General features: G+C 75.3%; 24 protein-coding genes. 9 read left to right on the forward strand and 15 right to left on the reverse strand.

Annotated features, from left to right (window positions below):
* Positions 1-3: 3 nt before the first annotated feature.
* Together ACSNN7_RS21815 and ACSNN7_RS21820 are read right to left on the reverse strand one after the other, a co-directional pair.
* Positions 4-2,121: a HelD family protein gene (locus ACSNN7_RS21815; protein WP_436682806.1), complete on the reverse strand. Its 2,118-nt coding sequence runs from the start codon at positions 2,119-2,121 to the stop codon at positions 4-6.
* 132 nt (positions 2,122-2,253) lie between these two features.
* Complete coding sequence (locus ACSNN7_RS21820) at positions 2,254-3,237, reverse strand: alpha/beta fold hydrolase (RefSeq protein ID WP_436682807.1); 984 nt, start codon at positions 3,235-3,237, stop codon at positions 2,254-2,256.
* Positions 3,238-3,385: 148 nt separating this feature from the next.
* Between ACSNN7_RS21820 and ACSNN7_RS21825 the strand changes: the two genes are divergently transcribed.
* On the forward strand, positions 3,386-4,000 hold the full coding sequence (locus ACSNN7_RS21825) for a carbonic anhydrase (RefSeq protein WP_436682824.1): 615 nt from the start codon (positions 3,386-3,388) through the stop codon (positions 3,998-4,000).
* Positions 4,001-4,167: 167 nt separating this feature from the next.
* Here the strand turns inward: ACSNN7_RS21825 and ACSNN7_RS21830 are convergent, their stop codons facing one another.
* Positions 4,168-4,497 carry a hypothetical protein gene (locus tag ACSNN7_RS21830; RefSeq protein ID WP_088960914.1) on the reverse strand — a complete coding sequence of 110 codons (330 nt, stop codon included), beginning with the start codon at positions 4,495-4,497 and terminating at the stop codon, positions 4,168-4,170.
* 317 nt (positions 4,498-4,814) lie between these two features.
* Here ACSNN7_RS21830 and ACSNN7_RS21835 point away from each other — a divergent pair, with 317 nt between their 5' ends.
* The 4 genes from ACSNN7_RS21835 (at position 4,815) to ACSNN7_RS21850 (ending at position 10,610) form a co-directional block, all read left to right on the forward strand.
* Positions 4,815-5,306, forward strand: coding sequence for a DUF3145 domain-containing protein (locus tag ACSNN7_RS21835; protein WP_334450015.1), 492 nt, complete (start codon positions 4,815-4,817; stop codon positions 5,304-5,306).
* Between the two features lie 96 nt (positions 5,307-5,402).
* A complete protein-coding gene (locus tag ACSNN7_RS21840) occupies positions 5,403-7,127 on the forward strand; it encodes a glycoside hydrolase family 3 protein (RefSeq protein ID WP_436682808.1) in 1,725 nt (574 codons plus the stop codon).
* Between the two features lie 91 nt (positions 7,128-7,218).
* On the forward strand, positions 7,219-8,334 hold the full coding sequence (locus ACSNN7_RS21845; protein WP_436682809.1) for a glycosyltransferase family 2 protein: 1,116 nt from the start codon (positions 7,219-7,221) through the stop codon (positions 8,332-8,334).
* Positions 8,331-10,610 carry a hypothetical protein gene (locus ACSNN7_RS21850; protein WP_436682810.1) on the forward strand — a complete coding sequence of 760 codons (2,280 nt, stop codon included), beginning with the start codon at positions 8,331-8,333 and terminating at the stop codon, positions 10,608-10,610. Before ACSNN7_RS21845 ends, ACSNN7_RS21850 begins: the two co-directional genes overlap by 4 nt.
* Before the next feature lie 36 nt (positions 10,611-10,646).
* On the opposite strand, the gene ACSNN7_RS21855 is transcribed toward ACSNN7_RS21850, so the two are convergent.
* From ACSNN7_RS21855 to ACSNN7_RS21900, 10 genes are all read right to left on the reverse strand, one after another.
* Positions 10,647-11,279 carry a lipoprotein gene (locus tag ACSNN7_RS21855; RefSeq protein WP_436682811.1) on the reverse strand — a complete coding sequence of 211 codons (633 nt, stop codon included), beginning with the start codon at positions 11,277-11,279 and terminating at the stop codon, positions 10,647-10,649.
* Between the two features lie 105 nt (positions 11,280-11,384).
* Positions 11,385-12,095, reverse strand: a complete 711-nt coding sequence (locus ACSNN7_RS21860) for a class I SAM-dependent methyltransferase (protein ID WP_436682825.1) — start codon at positions 12,093-12,095, stop codon at positions 11,385-11,387.
* Positions 12,096-12,266: 171 nt separating this feature from the next.
* Positions 12,267-13,694: an acyl-CoA carboxylase subunit beta gene (locus tag ACSNN7_RS21865; protein ID WP_436682812.1), complete on the reverse strand. Its 1,428-nt coding sequence runs from the start codon at positions 13,692-13,694 to the stop codon at positions 12,267-12,269.
* A 22-nt stretch (positions 13,695-13,716) separates the two neighbouring features.
* The gene (gene fabF / locus ACSNN7_RS21870; protein WP_436682813.1) at positions 13,717-14,943 is read right to left on the reverse strand and encodes a beta-ketoacyl-ACP synthase II; all 1,227 of its coding nucleotides are present in this window, start codon (positions 14,941-14,943) and stop codon (positions 13,717-13,719) included.
* A 1-nt stretch (position 14,944) separates the two neighbouring features.
* A complete protein-coding gene (locus ACSNN7_RS21875; protein ID WP_088960922.1) occupies positions 14,945-15,184 on the reverse strand; it encodes an acyl carrier protein in 240 nt (79 codons plus the stop codon).
* A 102-nt stretch (positions 15,185-15,286) separates the two neighbouring features.
* The gene (locus ACSNN7_RS21880) at positions 15,287-16,231 is read right to left on the reverse strand and encodes a beta-ketoacyl-ACP synthase III (RefSeq protein WP_436682814.1); all 945 of its coding nucleotides are present in this window, start codon (positions 16,229-16,231) and stop codon (positions 15,287-15,289) included.
* A complete protein-coding gene (locus ACSNN7_RS21885; RefSeq protein WP_436682815.1) occupies positions 16,228-17,397 on the reverse strand; it encodes an acyltransferase domain-containing protein in 1,170 nt (389 codons plus the stop codon). Before ACSNN7_RS21885 ends, ACSNN7_RS21880 begins: the two co-directional genes overlap by 4 nt.
* An 87-nt stretch (positions 17,398-17,484) precedes the next feature.
* A complete protein-coding gene (locus ACSNN7_RS21890) occupies positions 17,485-18,723 on the reverse strand; it encodes a PucR family transcriptional regulator (protein WP_436682826.1) in 1,239 nt (412 codons plus the stop codon).
* Between the two features lie 63 nt (positions 18,724-18,786).
* The gene (locus ACSNN7_RS21895; RefSeq protein ID WP_436682816.1) at positions 18,787-19,449 is read right to left on the reverse strand and encodes a response regulator; all 663 of its coding nucleotides are present in this window, start codon (positions 19,447-19,449) and stop codon (positions 18,787-18,789) included.
* The gene (locus ACSNN7_RS21900) at positions 19,446-20,621 is read right to left on the reverse strand and encodes a sensor histidine kinase (protein ID WP_436682817.1); all 1,176 of its coding nucleotides are present in this window, start codon (positions 20,619-20,621) and stop codon (positions 19,446-19,448) included. The genes ACSNN7_RS21895 and ACSNN7_RS21900 overlap by 4 nt, the downstream gene beginning before the upstream one ends.
* Positions 20,622-20,823: 202 nt before the next feature.
* On the opposite strand from ACSNN7_RS21900, the gene ACSNN7_RS21905 reads away from it, so the two are divergent.
* From ACSNN7_RS21905 to ACSNN7_RS21915, 3 genes are all read left to right on the forward strand, one after another.
* Positions 20,824-21,363, forward strand: a complete 540-nt coding sequence (locus ACSNN7_RS21905) for a hypothetical protein (RefSeq protein WP_436682818.1) — start codon at positions 20,824-20,826, stop codon at positions 21,361-21,363.
* Positions 21,364-21,465: 102 nt separating this feature from the next.
* Positions 21,466-21,873: a hypothetical protein gene (locus tag ACSNN7_RS21910; RefSeq protein WP_436682819.1), complete on the forward strand. Its 408-nt coding sequence runs from the start codon at positions 21,466-21,468 to the stop codon at positions 21,871-21,873.
* A 36-nt stretch (positions 21,874-21,909) separates the two neighbouring features.
* A complete protein-coding gene (locus tag ACSNN7_RS21915; protein WP_436682820.1) occupies positions 21,910-22,836 on the forward strand; it encodes an NADP-dependent oxidoreductase in 927 nt (308 codons plus the stop codon).
* A 50-nt stretch (positions 22,837-22,886) separates the two neighbouring features.
* On the opposite strand, the gene ACSNN7_RS21920 is transcribed toward ACSNN7_RS21915, so the two are convergent.
* Positions 22,887-23,555 carry a hypothetical protein gene (locus ACSNN7_RS21920; RefSeq protein ID WP_436682821.1) on the reverse strand — a complete coding sequence of 223 codons (669 nt, stop codon included), beginning with the start codon at positions 23,553-23,555 and terminating at the stop codon, positions 22,887-22,889.
* 278 nt (positions 23,556-23,833) lie between these two features.
* On the opposite strand from ACSNN7_RS21920, the gene ACSNN7_RS21925 reads away from it, so the two are divergent.
* Positions 23,834-24,424: a copper resistance CopC family protein gene (locus tag ACSNN7_RS21925; protein ID WP_436682822.1), complete on the forward strand. Its 591-nt coding sequence runs from the start codon at positions 23,834-23,836 to the stop codon at positions 24,422-24,424.
* Between the two features lie 80 nt (positions 24,425-24,504).
* On the opposite strand, the gene gltX is transcribed toward ACSNN7_RS21925, so the two are convergent.
* Positions 24,505-25,888, reverse strand: a 1,384-nt coding sequence (gene gltX, locus ACSNN7_RS21930) for a glutamate--tRNA ligase (protein WP_436682823.1), incomplete at its 5' end; no start/stop codon positions are given.

Below are 25,888 nucleotides of genomic sequence, written 5' to 3' on the forward strand. Positions count from 1 at the left end.
GGGTCAGGGGGTGGGGTCGATGGTGGTGAGGCGCTGGGTGGCGCGGGAGAGAGCGACGTAGAGGGTGCGGACGCCCGAGCCGGGGTCGGCGCGGATCTCGCTGGGGGCGACCAGCACGACGCCGTCGTACTCCATGCCCTTGGCCTGCAGGCTGGTCACCACCTGGAGCCGGCCGCCGCCGCGCCCGCCCAGCCAGCCGGCGACCTCGTCGCGGCGCGGCACCGGCGTGATCACGCCGACGGTGCCCTCCACCTCGCCGAGCAGCGTGTCGACCGCGTCGGCGGTCGCCGCCGCCAGCCGGTCCGCGCCGACGGTCAGCGCGACCGGCTCCACGCCGGTGGAGCGGACCGCCGTCGGCAGCGCCAGGTCGGGGTAGAGCCGACGGATCTCCGCCGCCGCCACCGCGAAAATCTCCGCGGAGTTGCGGTAGTTCGTGGTCAGCGCGAACCGCTGCCGCCGACGCCGGCCCAGCGCCTGCTCCCGGGCCCGGTCCAGCTCCTGCGGATCACCCGTCCACGCGGTCTGCGCCGGGTCGCCCACCACCGTCCAGGAGGCGAGCCGGCCGCGCCGGCCGACCATCCGCCACTGCATCGGCGAGACGTCCTGCGCCTCGTCGACCACCACGTGCGCGTAGTCGCGGTAGTCCTCGGGGCGCTCCCGGGCCGCCGCGCGGGCGGCGCGCTGCCGGTCGGCGAACGTGCTCAGCTCGCGGACACCACCGGCCAGCTGGTACGGGTCGCGCTTCGCCTTCGCCGGCCGCACCGGCTTGCCCAGTAGTGCGTCCAGCTCGTCGAGCAGGGCGATGTCGGCCACCGTCGGCCCCTGCGCGTCCAGCGTCCGGTACGCCTCGGTCAGCAGCGCGGTCTCCGCCCGGGACAGGATGCCCCCGGCGTACCGGCGCAGCCGCTCCGGCCGGGCCAGCCAGCCCAGCACGTGCCGCGGGTGCAGCCGGGGCCACCACGCCTTGAGGAACTCCCGGAACTCCGGCCGCTCGATGATCTCGTCCTCGAAGGCGCGCTGCTCCGGCAGGCGCGGCACGGCCAACCGGCGGGCCTGCGCGAACAGCGCCGCGAGGACCGCGTCGAAGGCGATCCGCCGTACCTCGTTGCGCCGGGCGCCCCGGGACAGCGCCCGGTCCCGGACGGCGTCCAGCTCGCGGCGCTCCAGCCGCAGCAGCGCGCCCCGGTAGAGCAGGCGCAGCTCGTCGGGGCCGTCCGGCACCGCGTCGTGGACCGCGCGCTCCAGCACCTTTCGCATCCGCAGCGAGCCCTTCACCGCCGCCACCTCCGGCGGGTCGGTCCGGGTCGCCGAGATGCCCGGGAAGAGCGAGCCGAGCGAGTGCAGGGTGGCGGCCTCCTCGCCGAGCGAGGGCAGCACCGAGGCGATGTACTCCACGAAGACCGAGGACGGGCCGACCACCAGGATGCCGCCGCCGGCGTACCGGCTGCGGTCGGAATAGAGCAGGTACGCCGCCCGGTGCAGGGCGACGGCCGTCTTGCCGGTGCCCGGGCCGCCCGAGACGATGGTGACCCCGGAGCCGGGGGAGCGGATAGCCTCGTCCTGCTCCCGCTGGATGGTGGCCACGATGTCGCGCATCCCCCGGCCGGTGGCCCGGGACAGGGTCGCCAGCAGCGCGCCGTCACCCACCACCGCCATGTCGGCCGGCGCCGCCTCCGGGTCCAGTAGGTCGTCCTCGATCCGGGTGACCTTCTCGGCCGCCGACTGGATGGTGCGCCGCCGCACCACGCCCAGCGGCTCGGCCGGCGTCGCCTGGTAGAACGCGGCGGCTGCCGGGGCCCGCCAGTCCACCACCAGCGTCTCGGCGTTCTCGCCGCGCACGCCGAGCCGGCCCACGTGCAGCACCTGCCCGGTACGCAGGTCGAGCCGGCCGAAGACCAGCCCCTCGTGCTCGGCGTCCAGCACGTGCCGCCGCTGCGCGGCGTGGAAGACCATCGCGTCCCGCTCGACCAGCGCGCCGAAGTTGCCCACCCGGGCCAGCCGGTAGCCCTCCTTCTCGGCCTGGGCCGCGGAACGGCGCAGTTCGGCCAGGCGGGCGTACACCCGGTCGAGATGCCGCTGCTCGGCGGCGATCTCCTGCTCCAGGGTGGTCTGGTCGGTCAACGTGAGGACTCCTGTGCGACGGCGGCGGCCGGGCGCGGGCGCACGCCGGGCGGAATGAGGGTACGGGCAGCCTGCCACCCCCTGTCGGGGCCATGCCGCGTACCGCGACGTCGGACACCCTCCACCGACCGGTCAGCCGGCCGGCGTCGGCTCCGTCGCGCCCGTCTTCGTCGGTGTGGGCCCGGTCGTCCCCGGGTCGGTCGCGCCGATCTCCGTCGCGCCGGCCAGCACCCTGCCCAGCACCGCGGCCAGCGCGGCGTTCACCTCGTCCGGCCGCTCCATCATCAGCATGTGCCCGCCTCCCGGGCAGACGGTCAGCTCGGTCGCCGGCAGCGCGGCGGCGATCGACTCGGCGCAGGGCGGCGGGGTGAGCCGGTCCCGGTCGCCGACCAGCGCCGCCGCCGGCAGGTGGGCCAGCTCGGCCAGGGTCTCCAGCCGGTGCTGGGCGCCGATCGAGGCGCGGAACCCGCCGATCGAGCGCAGCGAGGCGCGGGCCACCGCCGAGGTGACCAGCCGGATGTCGGACGGGTCGCAGCGGTCGCCGAAGAGCATCCAGCGGATGCTGGGTCGCAGCGCGCGCAGCAGCGCCCGGGGCGGGCGCCAGGAGCCGCACCGGGCCAGCACCCCGGCGCCGGTGGTCTCGGCGAGGCGGATCAGCCGGGCGATGCGCGGCGACAGCCCGTAGACGGTGTGCGTGTGCCCCTCGGCGGTGGTCGAGACGAAGACCAGCCCGGCGGTACGGGCCGCGAAGTGCTCGGGGTGGCGGTGGGCGTACTCCATCACGGTCATCCCGCCCATCGAGTGCCCCACCAGCACGACCGGGCCGGTGGGCGCCACCGCGTCCAGCACCGCGGCGAGATCGTCGCCGAGCTGGGCCAGGGTCGCCGTGCGCAGGGCCATGCAGCTGGAGCGGCCGTGCCCGCGGGCGTCGTAGGTGACCACCCGGACCCGCTCGCCGAAGCGGGCCGTCAGGTCGGCGAGCTGGCGGTGCCAGGCCCGCCCGTCCAGCGTCCAGCCGTGCAGCAGGACCACGGTGACGTCGGCGTCCGGCGGCCCGGTCACCTCGACGTGCAGGCGCACGTCGTCGGGAAGCCGTACCTGCTGATGCTCCGGCATCGTTACCTCCCCGGGCCGCCCGGTCCCCTGACACCGGAGTTGACCCGGCGGTAACACCGGCTACCCGTCATGACACCACGCCAACCGTGGTGGTGAGAAGATTCGCATCCCGCCCCGCGAGGTCGGATCCGTGACCAGGCTGGGAGACATGACCGGTGCGGGCACGGGAACGGGGCGGACGCCCCGGGCCGCGCTGGCCGACCTGCTGGCCGGCAACCGCCGCTTCGTCAGCGGCCGGCCGGTGCACGGCCACGACGTCACCGCCGCCGCGGCCGTCGCCTCCGGCGACCAGCAGCCGTACGCGGTGCTGCTCGGCTGCATCGACTCGCGGGTCCCGCTGGAGGCGATCTTCGACCAGACCTTCGGCTCGATCTGCGTGATCCGCACCGGCGCGCACGTGCTGGACCGGGCGGTCCTCGGCTCCATCGAGTACGTGGTGGGCCAGCTCGGGGTGCCCCTGGTGATGGTGCTCGGCCACGAGCGCTGCGGGGCGGTCGCCTCGGCGGTGCAGAGCCTGCGCACCGGGGACCGGCCGGGCGGCTCGCTGGCGTACGTGGTGGACCAGATCGCCCCGGCGGTGACCGAGGTGGGGGCGGACGACCCGCAGGCACATCCGATGGCGGTACGCCGGCACGTGCTGCGCACGGTGGCCGCCCTGCGCGCCGACGACCTGCTCACCGGGCCGGTCGCCGAGGGGCGGGTGGACGTGGTCGGCGCCCTCTACGACCTGGCCACCGGCGAGGTCGCCCTGCTCGGCCACTGACCGCGCCCCGTCAAGATCAACGCGAGATGCGGCGTGTCGGGGTGTCCCCGCGCCGGGACGCCCCGACACGCCGCAAACGGTGCCCGAGACCAGGACCGGGGCAGACGGAAACCGCCCGCCGGGGGTTACCCGACGGGCGGTTCCAGGTGTGGCTCGGGGGAGAGGGCTCAGCCCTCGAAGACGCCGGCCTCGACGAGACGCTTCTCGGTCTTGTCCCAGCCGTCGCCCGGGTGGGTGGCGGCGAGGTTGTTGATCTCGGCGCGGATCTTGGCGGCGTGGCCGGCCGCGGCCAGCACGCGGATCTCCTCGACGAAGGCGTCCGAGTCGGTGCGCAGGTGCGCGGTCTTGCCGTTGGTCAGGTTCCGCACGTAGGCGTGCTTGCCGCCGTTGAGCGGGATGAGGTACTTGAACTCGCCCAGCACGCTGAGGGCGCCACCCTGGCCAGCCTGGCCGGCCCGGACTGACGCGCGCGCGGTCTTAGAGGTGTTGCTCGCCACGGAGGTACTCCTTGCAAGACGTACGGGAGGACGGAAACCGTCCGGGGGCTGTGCGGGAGACGCCCGGTTGAGCCTCGGCCCGCGAAGATGTACGACGGCGCAGAACCGCCCAGAGAACTGTACACGACCACGATGACCTGCTGGCCACCGTGCCTGTCGGGAAGCACAACCGGGTTCACCGGTCCGGGTATTTCCACCCGGCGAATTTTCCGATTCCCTGGCGCACCATCCGTCCCACCAGTCATCATGTGTTGCAGGAACCACTCGGGTGGTCGAGGTCGTAGGGGAAGACGCACCTCGGTCTCCGGGAGGTCACCGTGCCAACGCGTGGCGTCGTATACGTCCACTCGACCCCGCTCGCCGTGTGCTCACACGTCGAGTGGGCGATCGCGCGCGTCCTCGCCGCGCCGGTCAACCTGCAGTGGACGGCCCAGCCCGTCGATCCCGGCGCCCGCCGGGCCGAGTGCGGGTGGACCGGCCGCCCGGGGACGGGCGCCGAGCTGGCTGCTGCCCTCCGGCAGTGGCCCATGATCCGTTTCGAGGTCTCCGAGGAGCCCAGTCCGGGCGCCGACGGTGAGCGCTTCATGTACGTCCCCGGCCGTGGCCTGTTCCGCGCCACCGTCGGCGCGGCCGGCGACATCCAGCTCGGCGAGGACCGGCTGCGCAGCATCATGGCGACCGCCCGCGCCCCGGAGGCGTTGGCGCACGCCCTGGACAAGGCGCTCGGCACCGCCTGGGACGCCGAGCTGGAGCCCTACCGGTACGCCGGGGACGGTGCCCCGGTGACGCTGCTCACCCGGGTCGGTTGAGCCCGGCGGCGCACCCGGACACCCGGGGGCGGACCGGCACGGCGGACCGGCCGGGTGCCGGGCCCAGGTTGCCCCGATAAGTCGGCAACGGGTTTGATGGGCCCCGTGTCGACCTCACCGCGACGTGCCGGCGTCGCCCTCGCCGCCCTGACCGCGCTGCTCGTCTCCGGGTGCTCGGCGGAGCCGGAACGGTCGCGCCCGGCACCGAGCCCGTCGGCCTCCACCGCGCCGAGCCCGGCCGGCACGCCGGCGGACCCGGCCGCGCGGGCCGCCGCGCTGGTCGGCACGCTTGCCGACGAGGACCTGGCCGGCCAGGTGCTGATGCCCTACGCGTACGGCAGCTCGGCGACGAAGGTGACCCCCGCCTCCGCCGCCGGCAACCGCGCCCTCGCCGGGGTCGACACCCCCGCCGAGATGATCGCGAAATACCGCCTCGGCGGGCTGATCCTGGTCGGTTTCAGCGCCGACGACCCGACCGCCGGCAACCAGGCCACCACCAACGTCGACAACCCGGCGCAGGTGCGCGACCTCACCACCGGGCTGCGCGCCGCCGCGGCGAAGCTCCCCGCCGGCGCGGCGCCCTTCCTGGTCGGCACCGACCAGGAGTATGGCGTGGTGACCCGGATCACCGACGGGGTGACCACCCTGCCCAGCGCGCTCGCCGCCGGTGCGGCCGACGACCCGGCGCTGACCGAGGCCGCCTGGCGTGCCGCCGGGACCGAGCTGGCCGCGATGGGGATCAACCTCGACTTCGCCCCGGTCGCCGACGTGCTGGCCACCCGCAGCACGGTGATCGGCTCCCGGTCCTTCGGCGCCGACCCGAAGCGGGCGTCCGCCCAGGTCGCCGGCGCGGTCAAGGGCCTGCAGAGCGCCGGCGTCGCGGCGAGCGTCAAGCACTTCCCCGGGCACGGGCTCAGCGCCGCCGACTCGCACAAGGACCTGCCGGTAATCGGCCAGCCGCGCAAGGAGCTCGACGCCACCGCCTTCCCGCCCTTCACTGCCGGCATCGACGCCGGGACGATGGCGGTGATGTCGGCCCACCTCGACGTCAAGGCGGTCGACCCGGGCACCCCGGCCACCTTCTCCCGCAAGCTCCTCACCGACGTGCTGCGCGGTCAGCTCGGCTTCAAGGGCGTGGTGATCACCGACGGGATGAACATGGCGCCGGCCAAGCGCTGGTCCCCGGGCGAGGCCGCGGTCCGGGCGCTGCTGGCCGGCAACGACCTGATCCTGATGACGCCGCACGTCGGCCAGGCGTACGACGGGCTGCTCGCCGCGCTGCGCGACGGGTCGCTGCCCCGGGCCCGGCTGGTCGAGGCGGCCACCCGGGTGCTGACCATGAAGTTCCAGCTCGCCGACCGGCCGGCCCCGGCGATGTCCACCCTGAACAGCACCGAGCACCGCAAGGCGGCGCAGGATCTCGCCGCGGCGGCGGTGACCGTGCTGCGCGGCTCCTGCGGCGCCCCGGTCCGTGGCCCGGTGACCGTCACCTCCTCGGCCGGCCGGGACCGCACCCGCGCCGCGCTGACCGAGGCGCTGACCGCGGCCGGGGTGACCGTGGTGCCGAGCGGCGGCACCAAGGTGCACCTGGTCGGGTACGGCGACGGCGCGGGCGACCTGAGCGCCGACGCGACGGTGACGGTGGCCATGGACACCCCGTACGTGCTGGAGAAGGCGACCTCGCCGACCCTGCTGGCCACCTACTCCTCCAGCCGTACCTCGATGACCGCCCTGGCCGACGTGCTGGCCGGCCGGCAGCGCCCGGGCGGCCGGTCGCCGGTGCGGGTGCCGGGGCTGCCGGCCACCACCTGCGCGGCCTGAGGACCGTCCGCGACCGGCCCGGACGGCACCCGTCCGGCTGATAGCGTGCGGTGGTCCACCAGGGGAAAGACGCAGGGGAGGGGCGAGCGCCGTGACGCGACCCGAGCCGGCCCTCTCGGTGGTGGTGCCGATGTTCGACGAGGAGAGCGTCCTGCCGTTGCTGGCCCGGCGGCTGCGCGCGGTCCTCGACGGCCTCGGTGAGCCGTACGAGGTGGTGGCCGTCGACGACGGCAGCACCGACGGCACCCGTGCCGGGCTGGCCGCGCTGCGCTCCGGCTGGCCCGAGCTGCGGGTGCTGCGGCTGCGCCGCAACAGCGGTCACCAGGCGGCCCTGGTCGCCGGGGTGCTCCGGGCCCGCGGCCGGTACGTGGTCAGCATCGACGCCGACCTCCAGGACCCGCCCGAGACGATCGTCGACATGCTCCGGCTCGCCCGTGCCGAGGACCTCGACGTCGTCTACGGCGTCCGGGCCGACCGGCGCACCGACAGCGCGTTCAAGCGGTGGACCGCGACGGGCTACTACCGGCTGATGCGCCGCCTGGTCGGCAAGCAGGTGCCCGCCGAGGCCGGCGACTTCCGGCTGCTCAGCCGCGCCGTCGTCGAGGCGCTTCGCGAGCTGCCCGAGCGCGCCCCGGTGCTGCGGCTGGTGGTGCCCTGGCTCGGCTTTCCCAGTGGCGAGGTCGGCTACCAGCGCGGCGAGCGGGCCGCCGGACGGACCAAGTACCCGCTGTCCCGGATGGCCGGGCTGGCCGCCGAGAGCGTGACCAGCTTCTCCGCCGCGCCGCTGCGCTTCGCCACCTGGCTGGGGCTGGCCGGCGTGGCGGTCTGCGGGGTGCTGGTGGTGGTGGCCGTGCTCGCCTGGCTGGCCGGGTCCACGGTCTCCGGCTGGCCCTCGCTCTACGTGGCGGTCCTCTTCCTCGGCGCGGTGCAGCTGCTCTGCCTCGGCCTGCTCGGCGAGTACGTGGCCCGCATCTACACCGCCGTGCAGGGGCGGCCGACGTACTCCGTCGCCGCCGACAGCGCCGACGGACCCGCCGCGGACGACACCGACGGACCCGCCGCCGACCGCACCGACGGATCCGGCGCCGCCAGCGCCGACGGACCCGCCGCCGACCGCACCGACGTGGCGGCCGACGGACCCGCCGCCGACGGGGCCGCCGGGCCGGCGGAGGCCGGTGCGGACGAGCTGGCCGACAGCCTGCGGTGACCGCCCTCGCCACCGGCGACGCCACCCCGGCCGCTGCCCCGCCGCGTCGTCGACCGGCCCTGGCCCGCTTCGCGCCGGCGCTCTGCGGGTACGCCTTCGTCGCGGTCACCCTGCTCGCCGCCGGCACGCCCGCGCCCGCGATCGTCCGGTACACGCTCTACGGCGCGCTCGCCGTGGTGCTGCCCGGCACCCTGCTCTGGCGCACCCTGCGCCGCCGCCCGCACACCCTGGTCGAGGACGTCGCGCTGGGTGCCGCCCTCGGGCTGGTGCTGGAGCTGGCCGCCTGGGCCGCCTGCACCGCCGCCGGCCTGCCGGGCTGGCTGCGGCTCTGGCCGGTGGCGGTGCTGGCGCCGTACGCCGCCGTGCCCCGGCTGCGCCGGCACTGGGGAGCGGGCGCGACGACCCCGGTGCCGACCGGCTGGGCCTGGTCGGTCGCCGCGGTGGTCGCCGGGTTCACGCTCTACCTCCACGAGTCGTTCCTGCGGGTCAACCCGGTGCTCCCCGCCGACGAGGGGCAGGCCCAGTACATCGACCTGGCATTCCAGCTCTCGCTGGCCGGGGCGGCCACCCACCAGGTGCCCCCGGAGGTCCCGCAGGTGGCGGGGGAACCGCTGCACTACCACTGGTTCGGCTTCGCCCACCTCGCGGCGGCCAGCCTGGTCAGCGGCGTCGACCTGCCCACGGTCTTCTTCCGCCTCGCCGTGCCGGCGCTCTGCGCGCTCGCCGTCGTGCTGGTCGCGGTGGTCGGCTGGCGAGTCACCGGCCGGCCGTACGCCGGGGTGGTCGCCGCCGGGCTGATGTTCACGGTGGGGGAGTTCGGCTTCGAGAACGGCCTGCGGCAGCTCTTCGGCAGCCAGGTGACCTTCATCGTCTGGGGCAGCCCGTCGATGACGTACAGCTGGGTGCTGCTGCTGCCGTTGATCGCCGTGCTCGCCGAGATCGTCGGCCGGGCCGGGAGCAGCACCGTCCCGCCGGTCGGGCGGGGCGCCTGGGTGCTGGCCGCCGTCCTGCTCGCCGCCTCCACCGGGGCCAAGGCCAGCTCGGTGCCGGTGGTGCTGGCCGCGCTGGCGTTCACCGCCGCGGTCACCCTGGCGACCCGGCGGCGGCTGCCGCGGGCGGTGCTGCTCGCGGCGGCGCTGGCCCTGGCGGCGCAGGTGTTCGCCACCGCCGTCCTCTTCGCCTTCGAGAGCCACGGCGTCACCGTGGAGCCGTTCTCCGGGCTGCGCCCGTACGTCGGGCAGGGGCACTCCGGCCCGGTGACCGTGCTGCTCTGGGCCGCGGTGCTGGTCGCCTTCCTGCTCAACCTCCAGCTCCGCCTGGCCGGCGTGGTGGCGCTGCTCGGGCTGCGCCGGGGGCGGCTGGAGCCGGCGCAGGTCTTCCTGCTCGGCGGGGCGCTCGCCGGTCCGGCGGTCTACCTGCTGGTCGCCCACCCGGGCAGCAGCAACCAGTACTTCACCCGGACCGGTTTCGCCTTCGGGGTGCTGCTGTCCGGCTGGGGCTTCGTCGAGCTGCTGGATCGGGCCGCCCTGCCGGCCCGGGGCCGGGTGCTGCTCGGCGTGGGCGCGGCCGGCCTGGCGCTGGCGCTGACCGCGTACCAGCTGCGTTTTCCGGCGACCGTGCCGTCCGACCGGCCGTACGCGGCGGTGCTGCCGCTGCTGTGGTGGGCGGGGGCGCTGCTGGTGGCGGTGGTGCTGGTGGCCCTGCTCTGGCCGGGACTGGTCGACCGCTGGCCCGCCCTGGCCGGCCGGGGCCCGCTGGTGCTGCTCACCGCGCTGCTGGTGGCCGGCGCGCCTGGCCTGGTGCTCGACGCGGCGGCGGCCCGGCACTTCACCAACGGCGGGGCGTACGCGGTGGAGGCGATGCCGGCCTCCCGGGTGCAGGCGGCCCGCTGGGTGCGCGCGCACTCCGCGCCGCAGGACGTGCTGGCCACCAACGTGCACTGCCGGGTGGTGGTGAGCGGCTGGTGCGACGCCCGCTCGTTCTGGCTCAGCGGTTACGCCGAACGGCCGGTGCTGGTGGAGGGGTGGGCGTTCGCGCCCCGGATGGTCGGGCTCCCCGAGGGCCCGTACGCCCCGTTCTGGGACGCCGAGCGACTGCGCGCCAACGACGCCGCGTTCAGCGCGCCCACCGCCGCCGGCCTGGCCGAACTGCGCGACCGGTACGGCGTGCGCTGGCTGGTCGTCGACCGCGCGGTCGCTCGGGAGTCCCCGGAGCTGGCCGGGCTGGCCGACCTGCGCCACGAGAACGGCCGGATGGCCGTCTACCGGCTGCGCTGACGCCCGGCCCGCCGCTGCCGGGCCGGGCGTCCCCGCTCACTTCGGCAGGTTGGTGCTCGACTTGACCAGCTGGTACGCCGGGAGCATCGCGGTGAACTCCTCGTCGTCCGAGCCGCCGAGGGTCACCAGGATCTTGCCGTAGAGGCTGGAGACCAGGATCGCCCGCTTACGTCCGTCGTCACCGGTCCAGGTCGCCTCGAACGAGTCCAGCGGGCCGGCCTTGGTGCGCCGGTACTGCCGCTCCTCGGCCGAGCCGTAGTCGTCGATGAACTTGTCCAGCGTGATCTGCGGCGTACGGGGCGCCGCCCCCTGGACCCGCCACACCCGCAGGAAGCCGATGTGCCCGGCCGGCTTCGCGTCGATCTCGCAGAGCAGGATGGCCGGTCCGATCTGGAAGTCCGTGCCGGGGGTCACCGCCTTGACCTTCCACTTCGCGGGGACGGAGAAGGTGATCGGCAGTGGGCAGGCGCTGCCCTTCGGGCCGACCGCGGTGCCGGCGGCGGCCGGGGCGACCTCGTCGTACCAGGGCTCACCGGCCGCGACCGGCGAGGCGGTCGGACTCGCCGACGGCGACGGCGACGGCGCGGCGGCGGGCGTCTTCCCGTCCTCGCCGCAACCGGTCGCCACGGTCAGGGTGAGCGCGGCCAGTACGGCCACCCGTCGGATCATGTGTCACGTCCCCCGTCGGATCTCGTGCCATCGGCAGATTTCATGCCGTCCATGTGACGGCCGGGAGATGTTAGCCGAGGGGACGTGCGCGCGGGGGCCGCCGGTTCAGGCCGGGCGGTGGGCGCGCAGCATCAGCGAGACCCCGGGCAGCGAGCGCACCGGCAGGTACCGCTCGGCGGTGACGACCGTGCGCAGCCCCAGGTTGACCAGGGGGTGCAGGTCGTCCAGGTCGCTGCCGGTGGACGTCCGCCGCCGCCAGGCGGCGACCGGGCGCAGCAGCACGTTCCAGCTCCACAGCTCGTCGACCACCAGGCCGGCCTTCTCCACCACCGCCCGCAGCGACTCCCGGTCGTAGCGGCGGACGTGCCCGACCGCCACGTCGTGGGCCGACCAGAGCGCCATGTCGCAGGGCACCGCGATCAGGGCTGTCCCGCCGGGGCGCAGCGTGCGGCGGATCTCGGCGGCGGCCAGCTGGTCCTCGTCGACGTGTTCCAGGATGTCGAAGGCGACCACCAGGCCGAGGCGCGCCGAGCCGACCGGCAGGTGCCGGGCGTCGGCCCGGATCACCTCGAGCCCGCGTTCCCGGGCCACCCCGGCGCCCTCGGCGCTGTACTCCAGGGCCACCGGCCGCCACCCGTGCGCCCGCAGCACCCGGGTGTTGCCGCCGCCGGCCGCGCCCACGTCCAGGGCCCGCCCGGGGCGGGTCCCGGCGGCGGCCATCCGGCGCAGCGACCGGGCCAGCAGGGCCCGCCGCTCGCGGTACCACCAGTGGGTGTCCTCAAGCGCGGCGAGCTTGCGGATCTCCGTCGCTTCCAGAACGTGCTCCTCGGGCCTAGGCGGCCCTCACCCTAACCGCCCGCACGGTCCCCAGCCGGTGATCATGAGGTTGGCGGCAGCGAAAGAGATCCACATCGCCGTCAACTTCATGATCGCCAAGCGTGGGGGCCCGCGCTGCGCTAGCGCGGGCCCCCACGGGTGCGAGCGGGGTTACAGGGGGATGTTGCCGTGCGCGCCGCGTGCGGCCGGGGCGCCGGCGAGCGCCTCGGCGATCCGGCGCCGGGTCTCCTCCGGCTTGATCACGTCGTCCACCACGCCGATCTCCAGCGCCCGGTTCACCCCGCCGGCGACCCGGATCTGCTCCTCGATCAGCTGCGCGCGCAGCGTCTCGCGCTCCTCCGCCGGGGCGGCAGCGAGCCTCTTGCGGTGCAGGATGTTCACCGCCGCGCTGGCGCCCATCACCGCGACCTCCGCGTTCGGCCAGGCGAAGACCGCGGTCGCGCCGAGCGAGCGGGAGTTCATCGCGATGTACGCGCCGCCGTACGCCTTGCGGGTCACCAGCGTCACCCGCGGCACCACCGCCTCGGCGAAGGCGTGCAGCAGCTTCGCCCCGCGCCGGACCACGCCGTCCCACTCCTGGCCCAGGCCGGGCAGGTAGCCGGGCACGTCGACCAGCACGATCAGCGGCACCCCGAGCGAGTCGCACATCCGCACGAAGCGGGCCGCCTTCTCGGCGCTGGACGCGTCGAGGCAGCCACCCAGCCGCAGCGGGTTGTTGGCGATCACGCCGACCGTCCGGCCGGCGAACCGGCCGAGCGTGGTGACGACGTTCGGGGCCCACTTGGCGTGCAGCTCTACGCCGGGGGCGTCCAGCAGCGCCTTGACCACGGGCTTCACGTCGTACGCCCGGTTGGTCTCGGTCGGCATCTTGGCGGTCAGGTCGTGGCCGTCCTCGCCGCCGGTCGGCACGTCGTCCGGGGAGAGCCGGCCCTGGCGGCCGAGCAGGGCGGCGAGCTTGCGCGACTCGGTCATCGCCGCCTCGTCGTCGGCGCAGGTCACGTGCACCACACCGGAGCGCCGGCCGTGCGGCTCGGGGCCGCCGAGGCGCTCCATGTCGACCTGCTCGCCGGTGACGCTGCGGACCACCTCGGGACCGGTGACGAAGATCCGCCCCGCGCCGCTCATCACCACGATGTCGGTCAGCGCCGGACCGTACGCGGCGCCACCGGCCGCCGGGCCGAGCACCACCGAGATCTGCGGCACCCGGCCGGAGGCCCGGACCATGGCGGCGAAGACCTGGCCGACGGCGTCGAGCGCGACCACGCCCTCGGCCAGCCGGGCCCCGCCGGAGTGCCAGAGGCCGAGCACCGGCACCCGCTCCCGCACCGCGGTGTCGATCGCGTCGACGATGTGCCGGCACCCCTCGGTGCCCATCGCGCCGCCCATCTTCGTGGCGTCGGTGGCGTACGCGATCGCCGGCGTGCCGTCGATCTCACCCCGCGCCCAGAGCACGCCGGAGGTGTCCCGCGGCGCCAGCAGGCGCAGCGAGCCGGCGTCGAACAGGGCCCGGAGGCGCAGCTCCGGATCCCGGTAGTCCACGGTGGATGTGTCCGCGCCAACGGCGGCGGTGGTGGTCACGTGAGCCTCCAAGGCTGTGGTCTCAGGCCCGCGTGAAGACGAGAGCCACGTTGTGTCCGCCGAAGCCGAACGAGTTGTTCAGCGCGGCGGGGATGTCCATGTGGCGCGCCTTGTTGGCGGCCACCTCCAGGGTGAGGCCGTCGTCCGGGTCGTCGAGGTTGATCGTCGGAGGTACGACACCGTCGCGGATGGCCAGGATGGTGGCGATCGACTCCAGCGCGCCCGCCGCGCCGAGCAGGTGCCCGGACATCGACTTGGTGGCGGTCAGCACCGGGTGGTCGCCGAGCGCCTCGTGCAGCGCCTTGATCTCGGCGATGTCACCGACCGGGGTCGAGGTGGCGTGCGCGTTGACGTGCACGATGTCGGACTTCGCCACGTCCGCGTCGGCGATCGCCTTGGCGATGGCCCGGATCGCGCCCGCACCGTCCGGGTGCGGCTGGACGATGTCGTAGCCGTCGGAGGTGATGCCCGAGCCGGCCAGCCGCGCGTACACCCGGGCGCCCCGGGCGGCGGCGTGCTCGGCCCGCTCCAGCACCAGGATGCCGGCGCCCTCACCGAGGACGAAGCCGTCGCGGCCCTTGTCCCAGGGACGGGAGGCCTGCTCCGGCTCGTCGTTGCGGGTCGACATGGCCCGCATCGAGCTGAAGCCGGCGATCGGCAGCTGGTGGATGACCGCCTCGGTGCCGCCGGCCACCACCACGTCGGCCCGGCCGGCCCGGATCATGTCCATGGCGAGCGCGATGGCCTCCGCGCCGGTCGCGCAGGCGCTGGCCACCGAGTGCACGCCCGCCCGGGCGCCCAGCTCCAGCCCCACCCAGGCGGCGGGGCCGTTCGGCATCAGCATCGGGATGGTGTGCGGGGAGACCCGGCGGGGGCCGGAGGCCTCCAGGATGTCGTCCTGGGCGAGCAGGGTCAGCGCGCCGCCGATGCCGGAGCCGACGCTGACGCCCAGCCGGTCCGGGTCCAGCCCGGAGTCGGCCAGGCCGGCGTCCGCCCAGGCCTGCTGCGCCGCGATGATCGCGATCGCCTCGGAACGGTCGAGCCGGCGCAGCTTGACCCGGTCCAGCAGGCCGGCCGGGTCGACCGCCAGCTGGGCCGCGATCCGGACCGGCAACTGCCCGGCCCACTCCTGGGTGAGCGCACTCACCCCGGAGCGGCCGGCGAGCATGGCGTCCCAGGTCGACGCGACGTCCCCGCCCAGCGGGGTGGTCGCGCCGAGCCCGGTGACGACGACGTCGGTGCGACTCATATCAGGACTGCGCCTCGATGTAGGTGACGGCGTCCCCGACGGTCTTCAGGTTCTGCACCTCGTTGTCCGGGATCTTGACGCCGAACTTCTCCTCGGCCGCCACCACGACCTCCACCATGGAGAGCGAGTCGACGTCGAGGTCGTCGGTGAAGGACTTCCCCTCGGCCACGTCGTCCGGGTTCACCCCGGCAACCTCTTCGAGGATCTCGGCGAGGCCGGTGGTGATCTCGTCACGGGTCATTGCGGTTGGTTCCTTTCATCGGGGGTTGCTCGGCGGGCCGCGCCGCCCCCCCCCCCCCCCCCCCCCCCCCGCTCCTCGGCGCTGTCGCGCCGCAGGGGGTCATCAGGGGCAGCGGACGACCTGACCCGCGTAGGTCAGGCCACCGCCGAAGCCGAAGAGCAGCACCGGGGCGCCCGAGGGCACCTCCCGCCGCTCGATCAGCTTGGACAGGGCCAGCGGCACGCTCGCCGCCGAGGTGTTGCCGGACTCGACGATGTCCTTGGCGATGATCGCCTGCGGGATGTTCAGCCGCTTGGCGATGCCGTCGATGATCCGGGCGTTGGCCTGGTGCGGCACGAACGCGGCCAGCTCGGACGGGTCGACCCCGGCCCGCTCGCACGCCTGCAGGGCCAGCGGAGCCAGCGCGGTGGTGGCCCAGCGGAAGACCGCCTGCCCCTCCTGCGCGATGTACGGGCGCCAGCCCTCGATGCGTACCGCGTCGCTCTTCTCCGGCACCGATCCCCAGACCACCGGGCCGACCCCGGCGGGCTCGCCCTCGGCGGTGGCGGTGACCACGGCGGCCCCGGCGCCGTCGCCGAAGATGATGCAGGTGGAGCGGTCGGTCCAGTCGGTGAAGTCGGAGAGCTTCTCCGCGCCGATGACGATCGCGTTGCGCGCCGCCCCGGCCCGGATCGCGTGGTCCACCGTGCCGAGGGCGTAGGCGAAGCCCGAGCAGGCGGTGTTGATGTCGTACGCGCCCGGGGCGGTGATGCCCAGCTTGGCGGCGACCCGGCAGGCCACGTTCGGGCTGCGGTCGATCGACGTGCAGGTGGCCACCACGACCAGGTCGATGTCGGCGGCGGTGAGGCCGGAGTTGGCCAGCGCCTTGCCGGCGGCGGCGGTCGCCATGTCGGCCACGGTCTCGCCGTCGGCGATCCGCCGGGTCACGATGCCGACCCGGTCCCGGATCCACTCGTCGTTGGTGTCGACCAGCTGGGCGATGTCGTCGTTGGTGACCACGCGGGAGGGCTGGTAGTGGCCCATGGCGAGAATCCGGCTGCCGGTCATGCGGGGCCTCCGATGCGGGCGAGGGGTTGGCCCGGCGCGACCGGGTCGTCGTGGTGGGCCAGCCACTCGGTGAGCAGGCCGCTGTCGTGCGCGGTCACCTCGACCGGGCCCTGCCGGGTGGCGATGTGGCCGATCACCTGGCCGGTGCGGAGGTCGGCGCCCTCGGCGAGCTCCTCCGCCGGTGCGAACGTCCCGGCGGCGGGGGAGACCACCACCCGGAACTGGATCACCGGCTCGTGGCCGCGCAGCCCGCTGTGCCGGGCGATCAGGTCGCGCGCGGCGGGCAGGTCGTCGGGGGTGTTGAGGGTGACGATCTCGGGCACGCCGGTGGCCTTCAGCTCCCGCTTGACCAGGCCGGCCAGGGTGCCGGCCGGAGGCAGCTCGACCACGCCGGTGACGCCGAGGTCGGCCAGGGTCCGCATGCACAGGTCCCAGCGGACCGGCGCGGTGACCTGGCGGACCAGCCGCTGCACCATCTCGCGGCCGTGGTTGACCGCCGAGCCGTCGAGGTTGGACAGCAGGATCCGGACCGGCTCGGCCGGGGTGATCCCGGCGGCCACGCCGGCCAGCGCGGCCTCGGCCGGGGCCATGTACGGGGTGTGGAACGCGCCGGCCACCTTCAGCCGGGTGATCCGGGCCTTCGCCGGCGGCTCGGCGGCGAGCTTGTCCAGCGCGTCGAGCGCGCCGGCGGCGACGATCTGACCGGCGCCGTTGCGGTTGGCCGGGTGCAGCCCGTGCGCCGTGATGGCGGCGAGCACCTCGTCCGGGTCGCCGCCGAGCACGGCGGCCATCCCGGTGGGCTCCAGGGCGCAGGCGGCGGCCATCTCCCGGCCGCGTACCCCGGCGAGGGTGATCGCCGCCTCGGCCGGGAGCACCCCGGCGAGCGCGGCCGCACCGAGCTCACCGACGCTGTGCCCGGCGGTGACCGCGACGTCGTACATCGGCAGGTGCTCGGCGGCGAGCAGGGCCGCGGCGACCAGCAGTGGCTGCGTACGGGCGGTGTCCTTGATCTCGTCGGCGTCGGCCACGGTGCCGAGGCGCACCAGGTCGACCCCGGCGAGCGCGGACCACCAGCGCAGGCGGGCTTCGGTGCCGGGCAGGTCGAGCCAGGGAGTCAGGAAGCCGGGTTTCTGGGAACCCTGGCCGGGAGAGAGTACGGCGAGCACGTCTATGACTCTCCCGGATACCTGTGGGTAGCGCTGTGTCGTCGCCGACCAAACCGCACTAGGACCTTTGGAGGGTTCCTACAAAAATCAACGGCGCTCATCACCCGTCTGTGACGTTTTCCTGACGCCTGGGGGCATTGTCTGGGTCGGGACGGCAGTGACCCCCGGGACGATCGGGTCGAGCCGCCCGACGGTCAGCGCCACCTGGAGGGCGAACGCGTCCCGCGGCGACAGCGGCGTGAAGCCGGTCACCTCGGAGATCCGGCGCAGCCGGTAGCGGACCGTGTTCGGGTGCACGAAGAGCGACCGGGCCGCGCTCTCCAGCGTCCCGCCCGCGGTGAAGAAGGCGTCCAGGGTCTCCAGCAGCTCGCCGCCGGCGCGGACCAGCACTGCGTACACGTCGTGCCGCAGCCGTCGGCGGGCCTCGGCGTCGCCGGCGAGGGCCCGCTCGGGCAGCAGCTCCGCCGCCGGCACCGGGCGCGGCGCGGTGGGCCAGGCCGGCGCGGCGCGGAACCCGGCCAGCGCCGCCCGGGCCGACTCCGTCGCCTCGTCCAGGCTGGGCACGGCCGGCCCGACCACCACCGGCCCCTCCCCGAACGCGGGCAGCAGCTTCTCGGTGGCGGCCACCGGGTCCGCCGCGCCGCCGAGCACGATGACCAGCCGGTCGCCGTGCACGCCGCCGATCACCTCCACGCCGATGCGCCGGGCCTGGCGGTAGACGGTGTGCAGCACGGCGGCCACCTCCCCGCCGGGGGAGCGGCCCACCGCCACCGCCACCGGCGGGGCGTCGGTCCAGCCCAGCGCCGCCGCCCGGCTGGCCAGCACGTCGGGGGAGTCGCCGCGCAGCAGCGCGTCGACCAGCAGCGCCTGGAGCCGGGCGTCCCAGGACCCGCGGGACTCGGCGGCCCGGGCGTAGACCCGGGCGGCGGCGAAGGCGATCTCCCGGGAGAAGCGCAGCACCGCCTCGCGCAACTGCTGCTCCTCGCCCGGGGCGGCCAGGTGCGACACCTGCTCCTCGACCACGTCGATGGTCACCTTGATCAGCGCCACCGTCTGCTGGAGGCTGATCGAGCGGGCGAGGGCCTCCGGCGCGGTGGCGAAGACCTCGTCGGAGACCTCCTGGGTGCTGTCCGCGCTGCCGCCGCCGGAGCGCAGCCAGTGCACCAGGGACCGGGCGCCGGCCTGCGCCACCAGCATGACCCAGGAGCGCTGGTCGGCGGGGAGCTCGCGGAACCAGGGCAGGGTCTCGTCCATCCGGGCCACGCTGGCGGTGGCCAACGCCCCCGCCGCCCGTTCGATCCGGCGCAGCGTGGCCGACAGCTCCATCCCGCCCGGCTCGCTCACCGGTCCAGCCTGACACGTGCTGACCTGGCCCTTCACGGCGGGCGGTCAGCGGGGCGCGGTCAGCCCCAGCTCCTGGGCGAGGATGGCGGCCTGCACCCGGCTGCGCAGCTCCAGTTTCGCCAGGATCCGGCTGACGTGGGTCTTGGTGGTGCTCTCCGCCATCGCCAGCCGTTGCGCGATCTGCTGGTTGGACAGCCCGGCGCCGAGGCAGGCGAGCACGTCGCGCTCCCGGGGCGTCAGGGCCGCCACCGCCGACCGGGCCGCCGCCGGCGCCGGCGGAGCGCTGCGCGCGAAGGCGGTGATCAGCCGCCGGGTGACCGCCGGGGCGATGATCCCCTCGCCCCGTGCGACGGTCCGCACCGCCGCGACCAGTCCGGGCGCGTCGGTGTCCTTGAGCAGGAAGCCGGCCGCGCCGGCCCGCAGCGCGGCGAAGACGTACTCGTCGAGGCCGAAGGTGGTGAGCACCAGCACGTCGGCCAGCTGTTCGGCGACGATCTCGCGGGTGGCGGAGATCCCGTCCAGCCGAGGCATCCGGACGTCCAGCACGGCCACGTCGGGGCGCAGGTCCCGGCAGAGCCGCACCGCCTCCTCGCCGTCGCCGGCCTCGCCGACCACCTCGATCTCCGGTGCGGTCGACAGGATCAGCGCCAGGCCGGCCCGGACGGCGTCCTGGTCGTCGGCGAGCACCACCCGCACCCGGGCGGTCATCCGGACGCCCCGGTGGGCAGGGCGGCCAGGACCTGCCACTGCCCGTCCTCCGGCCCGGCCGAGAACCGCCCGTCCAGCAGCGCCGCCCGCTCCCGCATGCCGATCAGCCCGGCACCCGCGCCCGGCAGCCGCCCCGTCCCGCCACCGAGCGGGTTCCGCACCGTCACCACCACCTCCGCCGGCTCGTACGCGACGCTCAGCTCCGCCGCGCCCGCGCCGTGGCGCAGCGCGTTCGTCAGCGACTCCTGCACGATCCGGTACGCCGCCAGGTCCACCCCCACCGGCAGCGGCCGGGGCGTCCCGGTGACGGTGGCGCGCACCGTCAGGCCCGCCGCCGTCACCCGCGCGATCAGCCGGTCCAGTTCGTCGAGGCGTACCCGGGTGGGGCCCTCGGCCGGGTCCTCGCCGGCCGGGCCGCGGAGCAGGCCGATGAGCTGGCGCATCTCGGCCATGCCCTGCACGCTGCTCTCCCGGATCACCCGCAGCGCCGCGTCCACCCGGTCGCGGTCCAGCCGCGGCGCGGAGAGCACCGCGGTGGCGTGCAGGGCCACCGCGCTGAGGTGGTTGGCCACCACGTCGTGCAGCTCCCGGGCCATCCGCGCCCGCTCGGCCAGCACCGCCTGGCGGCGGTCCAGCTCGACCAGGCGGGCGGTCTGTTCGGCCCGGGCCCGTTCCGCCGCGGCCTGGTCCCGGTACTGGCGCACGCTCACCCCGGTGAGGACGGGCAGCACGCCGGCCAGCACGAACGGCACCCCCAGGGCGACGCCGCGCCAGCCCCACAGCAGCGCACCGGCCACCGCGCCGGCCGCGCTGAGCCCGACCGTGGCCCGCACCAGCCGGCGCCACAGCCGGGCCGGGCCGTACACGCAGGCGTCGTAGAGCACCTGGGTGTAGACCAGCGGGGTGCCCAGCGACACCCCGAGCGCCGCGTCGGCCAGCACCGCGCCGGTGCCGAGGGCCAGGCCGGTCCGGGGGGCCGCCCGGCGCAGCCCGACGGCCACGCAGATCACCGCCAGCGGCGCCAGGAAGAGCGCCTCCGGCGCCGGCGGATGCCAGGGGAGCTGCGGCTGGAATCCGACGCCGTGGAGAACCAGGCCACCGGCGAGCGCGACCCCGGCCAGCGCCAGGTCGCGCCCGGGCGTGCCGGAGCCGATCCAGGCCGGCGTCCGCATGACCCGATCCCACCACACCCGGCGCCGCCCGCCCTCCGTCCGCGGGAGGAGCCCGGCACCGGCGGCCTCCGCCGAAGGAGGTACCCGGTCCCGCGTCGCCGTGCCCGGGTCCGTCGAAGGATGGACCTCGATCTCGTTCCCGCCGTCGAGGCGGTGCCGCCGGTCGCCGAGGACGCTGGAGACCGACGACGGGGAGGTACGGATGCTGCTGGCGGTGATCGCCGCGTGCGAGATCGGGTTCTGGGTGGTGCTCGGCGCCGGGCTGGCCGCCCGGTACCTGCTGCGCCGGCCACGGCTGGGCACGGCCCTGCTGGTCTGTGTGCCCCTGGTCGACCTGGTGCTGCTGGTGGCGACGGTGCTGGACCTGCGGCGCGGGGCGACCGCGAACGTCACCCACGGGCTGGCCGCGGCGTACCTCGGCTTCTCGGTGGCCTTCGGTCACTCGATGGTCCGCTGGGCCGACCAGCGCTTCGCCCACCGCTTCGCCGGCGGGCCCCCGCCGGTCCGGCCGCCCCGGCACGGCTGGGCCCGCACCCGGCACGAGTGGCGGGAGTGGGGCAAGGCGCTGCTCGGCTGGGCGATCGCCTGCGCCCTGCTCGGCGCGGCCATCGTCTACGTCGACGACGCCGAGCGCACCCGTGAGCTGGTGAACTGGATCCGCAACCTCACCGTGGCCATCCTGGTCTGGCTGGTCGCCTTCCCGCTCTGGGAGACGATCTTCCCGCGCCGCCCCCGGAGCTGACTCCCGGGTACGCGCTGCAAACGGCGTCGGTGTCGGCCAGTACGGTGGCGTGGGCGCCGGGGCGACCTCCCGGCGCGCGACGCGAGCGTGAGGAGACCGGTGATGGCGCACGGGGAGGCCGAACACGGCTGCGCCCAGGGCGAGCCCTGCCGGCTCAGCCACCACGAGCAGCAGGGGCCGATGCGGCCCCACCGCCGGCTCGCGGCGGTGCCCTGCCCGGCCGAGCAGGCCGGCCGGGCGCCGGAGCGGGCCGACGAGGAGGTGGCGGTGCCCCGGCAGCGGTCCACCGAGCCGGCCGCGCCGGAGCCGCCGGCCTCGCGCCCGCGCGGCGTCGAGCCGGGTCCCCGCCCGTCGGCCGCCGAGCCGGACCCGTCGGCCGAGCCCGCCCCACCGGCCCCTCGGGCCTGCCGCAGCGACCTGGCCGGCTGGGCCGGCGCGCACCGGCACGGCCCGGTCCGGCCCCGCCGCCGCCCCGATCGCCGGGAACGGCCCCCGCACCGCTGGTGCTGACCACCTGACGGCCGTCCGGCCGCTAGCGTGAGCAGGGTGAAGGCGATCGCGATCGACGCGTACGGCCCTGCCGAGCAGCTCGCCCTGCGGGACCTGCCGGACCCACCGGTGGGCCCCGACACCGTGCTGGTGCGGGTCCGCGCGGCAGGTGTGAACCCGGTCGACTGGAAGGTCCGCGAGGGCTACCTGGCCACCGCGATCCCCGGTCACTTCCCGCTGGTGCCCGGCTGGGACGCGGCGGGTGAGGTGGTGGCGGTCGGGCCGGCGGTCGCCGGGTTCGCGGTGGGTGACGAGGTGATCGGGTACGTCCGCCGCGACCACCTCCAGTACGGCACGTACGCCGAACTCGTCCCGGCCCCCGAGCGCTGCCTGGCCGACAAGCCCGCGCAGGCGACCTGGGCGGAGGCCGCCGGCCTGCCGCTGGCCGGACTCACCGCGTACCAGGCGTTGCAGCTGGCCCGGACCGGCGCGGGGGACACCGTGCTGGTGCACGGGGCCTCGGGCGGGGTGGGACACCTGGCCGTGCAGGTGGCCCGGGCGCTCGGCGCCGACCGGGTGATCGGCACGGCGAGCGAGGCCAACCACGACTTCGTCCGCGCCCTCGGCGCCGAGCCGGTCGGCTACGGCGCCGGACTGGCCGACCGGGTCCGCGCCCTCGCGCCCGACGGGGTGGACGTGGCGCTGGACCTGTTCGGCGGGGAGGCGCTGGACGTCTCCGCCGCGCTGCTGGCCCGTGCCGCCCGCCTGGTCTCCACCGCCGACCCGGAGCACGTGACCCGGCTCGGTGGCAGCTACGTCTTCGTCAAGCCGTCCACCCAGGACCTCACCGTGCTGGCCGGGCTCGTCGACGCCGGCCGGCTGGCCGTGCACGTGGCACGGACGTTCCCGCTGGCGCAGGCCGCGGACGCGCAGCGCCTGGTGGAGGCGGGGCACGTCCGCGGCAAGGTGGTGCTGGAGGTCTGAGCCGCCCGGTGCCGCGCCCGGCTCAGTGGGTGCGCAGGGTCAGCGGTGGCTCAGCGGGTGCGGCGGCGGATCAGCAGCGCGATCCCGGCCAGCCCGGCGGTGATCACCAGCAGCACCCCGGCGTTGAGCAGCAGCAGGCGCTGCAGCTCGCTGATCGCGGCGTCGATGTCCCGGCCCGGGTTGAGGGAGTCCTCCGGGATGACCCGTTCGCCGCCGCCGACGCCGCCGCTGACCGTGTCGAACTGCCGCTCCAGCGGCACTCCGGCGGTCCGCAGCGTCTCCGACATGTTGAGCCGGCCGAGGAACCAGCCGGCGCTGGTCTTGCGGGAGTCCGGCTGCTTCGCCGGCCGGAACGCCCGGGGCCCGCCCTTGGCGAGCGGGTAGAGGTCGAAGGTCTGCTTCGGCGCGTCGCCGGCGAGCACCACGATCGTGTACTTCGGACCGAGGTCGGCCGGCTTGGGACCGGAGGCGGCCCCGGTGCGGCCGAACCAGTTGACCTGGTCGATGACCGCGAGCACGTGGGCGGGGTGGCTGTCGGCGCGCAGCCGCAGCGGTTCGGTCAGCCCGTCGCCGGTGATGTCCACCCCGGCGGGGGGCGGCTTCGGAGCGGCCCGTCCCGCGCGGCTCGCCTCGGCGGGTGCGGCCGTCCCGAAGCCCAGCACCGCCGCTGCCGTCACGGCGGCCACCATGCCGAGCAACCGTCTCACCTTTCCGACCATCGCCGCCTCCTCGCCCCGTTCGATGGGTGGCTGTGCTGCAGGTCACGCGTTGGTCGGTCGATGGCGGTGACCGTGCCCGCGAGCCGCGGGATCCCCACCTCAAAGACTCCGCAGAACGGCGCTTGGTTGCAGCTGCTGGACCATTATCTGGAACTATCTGTGATCCGGGCCCGACTAATGGATCAGCCGTTGATCAGCGGGCGGATCTTACCTTTGCGGAGGGGTTCATGGGGGGCAGGGTCGCACGTACGGCGCGTACCTCGCTAGCCGTTGTGGGCGTGGCGCTCGGTGTGTCGTTGCTGCTGCCGGCGACGCCGGCGGCCGCGCACAACTCGCTGACCGGCAGCGATCCGGCCGACGGCGCCCGGATCGCCGCGGCGCCCGCCCGGATCGAGCTGCGCTTCCTGGCCCGGGTCGACCCGGCTACGACGAAGATCACAGTGGTCGGACCGGACAACGTCCCGGCCGCCGGCGGCGCGCCGAGCTTCACCGGCAGCCGGGTCGCCGTGCCGTTCAAGCCCGGCCGGGCCGGGCTCTACATCGTCGGCTACCAGCTCTCGTCCAGCGACGGCCACCCGGTCAAGGGCGAGGTGCGCTTCACCCTCACCACCGGTACGCCGGCCGAGTCGGCGTCCGCGTCACCGCCGTCGGCGCCCGCGGGCTCCGCCCTGCCGCCGTCGGCGTCCCCGTCGGTGCCCACCGGGTCCGCCTCGCCGTCGCCGGGCGCCGCGACCACGGCCGGCCCGGCCGTCCCCGCCGCCGACGCGGACGACGACGGCGCGCCGGTCTGGCCCTGGCTGCTCGTCGCCGGGCTGGTGGTGGCCGGACTGGCCGCCGTCGTGCTGCGCCGCCGCGCCGGCCGCGGCTGAGCGTCCGGGCCGCGCCGGTCCCGGTAGCGCGGACGACGAAGGGCCCGCCGGTTCGCCGGCGGGCCCTTTCGCGGTACGGCTCAGACCAGGCGGACCCGGGCGGCGCGGAGCCGGCTCAGGGTGCGCTCCCGGCCGAGCACCTCCAGCGACTCGAAGAGCGGCAGCCCCACGGTGCGGCCGGTGACCGCGACCCGGACCGGCGCCTGCGCCTTGCCCAGCTTCAGGCCGCGCTCCGCGCCCACCGCCTCCAGGGTCGCCTTCAGCGACTCGGCGTCCCACGACTCCAGCCCCTGGTACGCGGCGATCGCCGCGTCGAGCAGGTCGGCCGCGCCCTCCTTCATCGCCTTGGCCCAGGCGGCCTCGTCGATCAGCGGATCGGCCAGGAAGAGGAAGTCGACGTTCGGCACGATCTCGCTGAGCACCGCGATCCGGGTCTGGGCCAGCGGCGCCACCGCGGCGAAGGCCTCGGCGTCGAACTCGGCCGGCTGCCACGGCGGCGGCGCGATGGTGTCGGTGCCGGTCAGCCAGGGCCGGCAGGCGGCCACGAACTCGTCGACCGGCAGCGCCCGGATGTACTCGCCGTTGAAGGCACGCAGCTTCTTCTCGTCGAAGAAGGCGGGCGAGGGGTTGACCTCCTCCAGGCGGAACTCCTCCTCGATCACCGACCAGGGCACGATCTCCCGGTCGCCCGACGGCGCCCAGCCGAGCAGCATCAGGTAGTTGCGCATCGCGTCGGCGAGGTAGCCCTCGTCCTTGTACGCCTCCAGGGCGACCTTGTCGCGGCGCTTGGAGAGCTTCTGCCGCTTCTCGTTGACCACCACGGGGACGTGGGCCCAGATCGGCGGTTTGACCCCGAGGGCGTCCCAGAGCAGCTGCTGCTTCGGGGTGTTGGGCAGGTGCTCCTCGGCCCGGACCACGTGGGTGATCCCCATGGTCATGTCGTCGACCACGTTGGCCAGCAGGAAGACCGGGGAACCGTCGCCGCGGGCGATGACGAAGTCCTCGATGAGCTTGTTCTCGAAGGTCGGCTCGCCGCGGATCAGGTCGACCACCACGGTCTCGCCCTCGTCCGGGGTGCGGAAGCGCAGCGCGCGCCCCTCGCCCGGGGTCAGGCCCCGGTCCCGGCAGAAGCCGTCGTAGCCCTGGTACTGCGAGCCGGTGCGGGCCTGCACGGCCTCCCGGGTGCAGTCGCAGTAGTACGCCCGGCCCGCCTCGAAGAGCCGCTGGGCGGCGGCGCGGTGCTCACCGGCGTACTGCGACTGGAAGTACGGGCCCTCGTAGCTGCCGCGCGCGATGCCGATCCACTCCAGCGCGGACAGGATGCCCTCGGTCCACTCGGGCTTGTTGCGCGCCGCGTCGGTGTCCTCGATGCGCAGCACGAAGACCCCGCCCTGCTGCTTGGCGTAGATCCAGTTCTGCAGCGCCGAGCGGGCGCCGCCGACGTGGAACATACCGGTCGGGGAA

Origin of the sequence: Micromonospora sp. URMC 105 (assembly GCF_051386295.1) — a bacterium.
Classification (GTDB): domain Bacteria; phylum Actinomycetota; class Actinomycetes; order Mycobacteriales; family Micromonosporaceae; genus Micromonospora.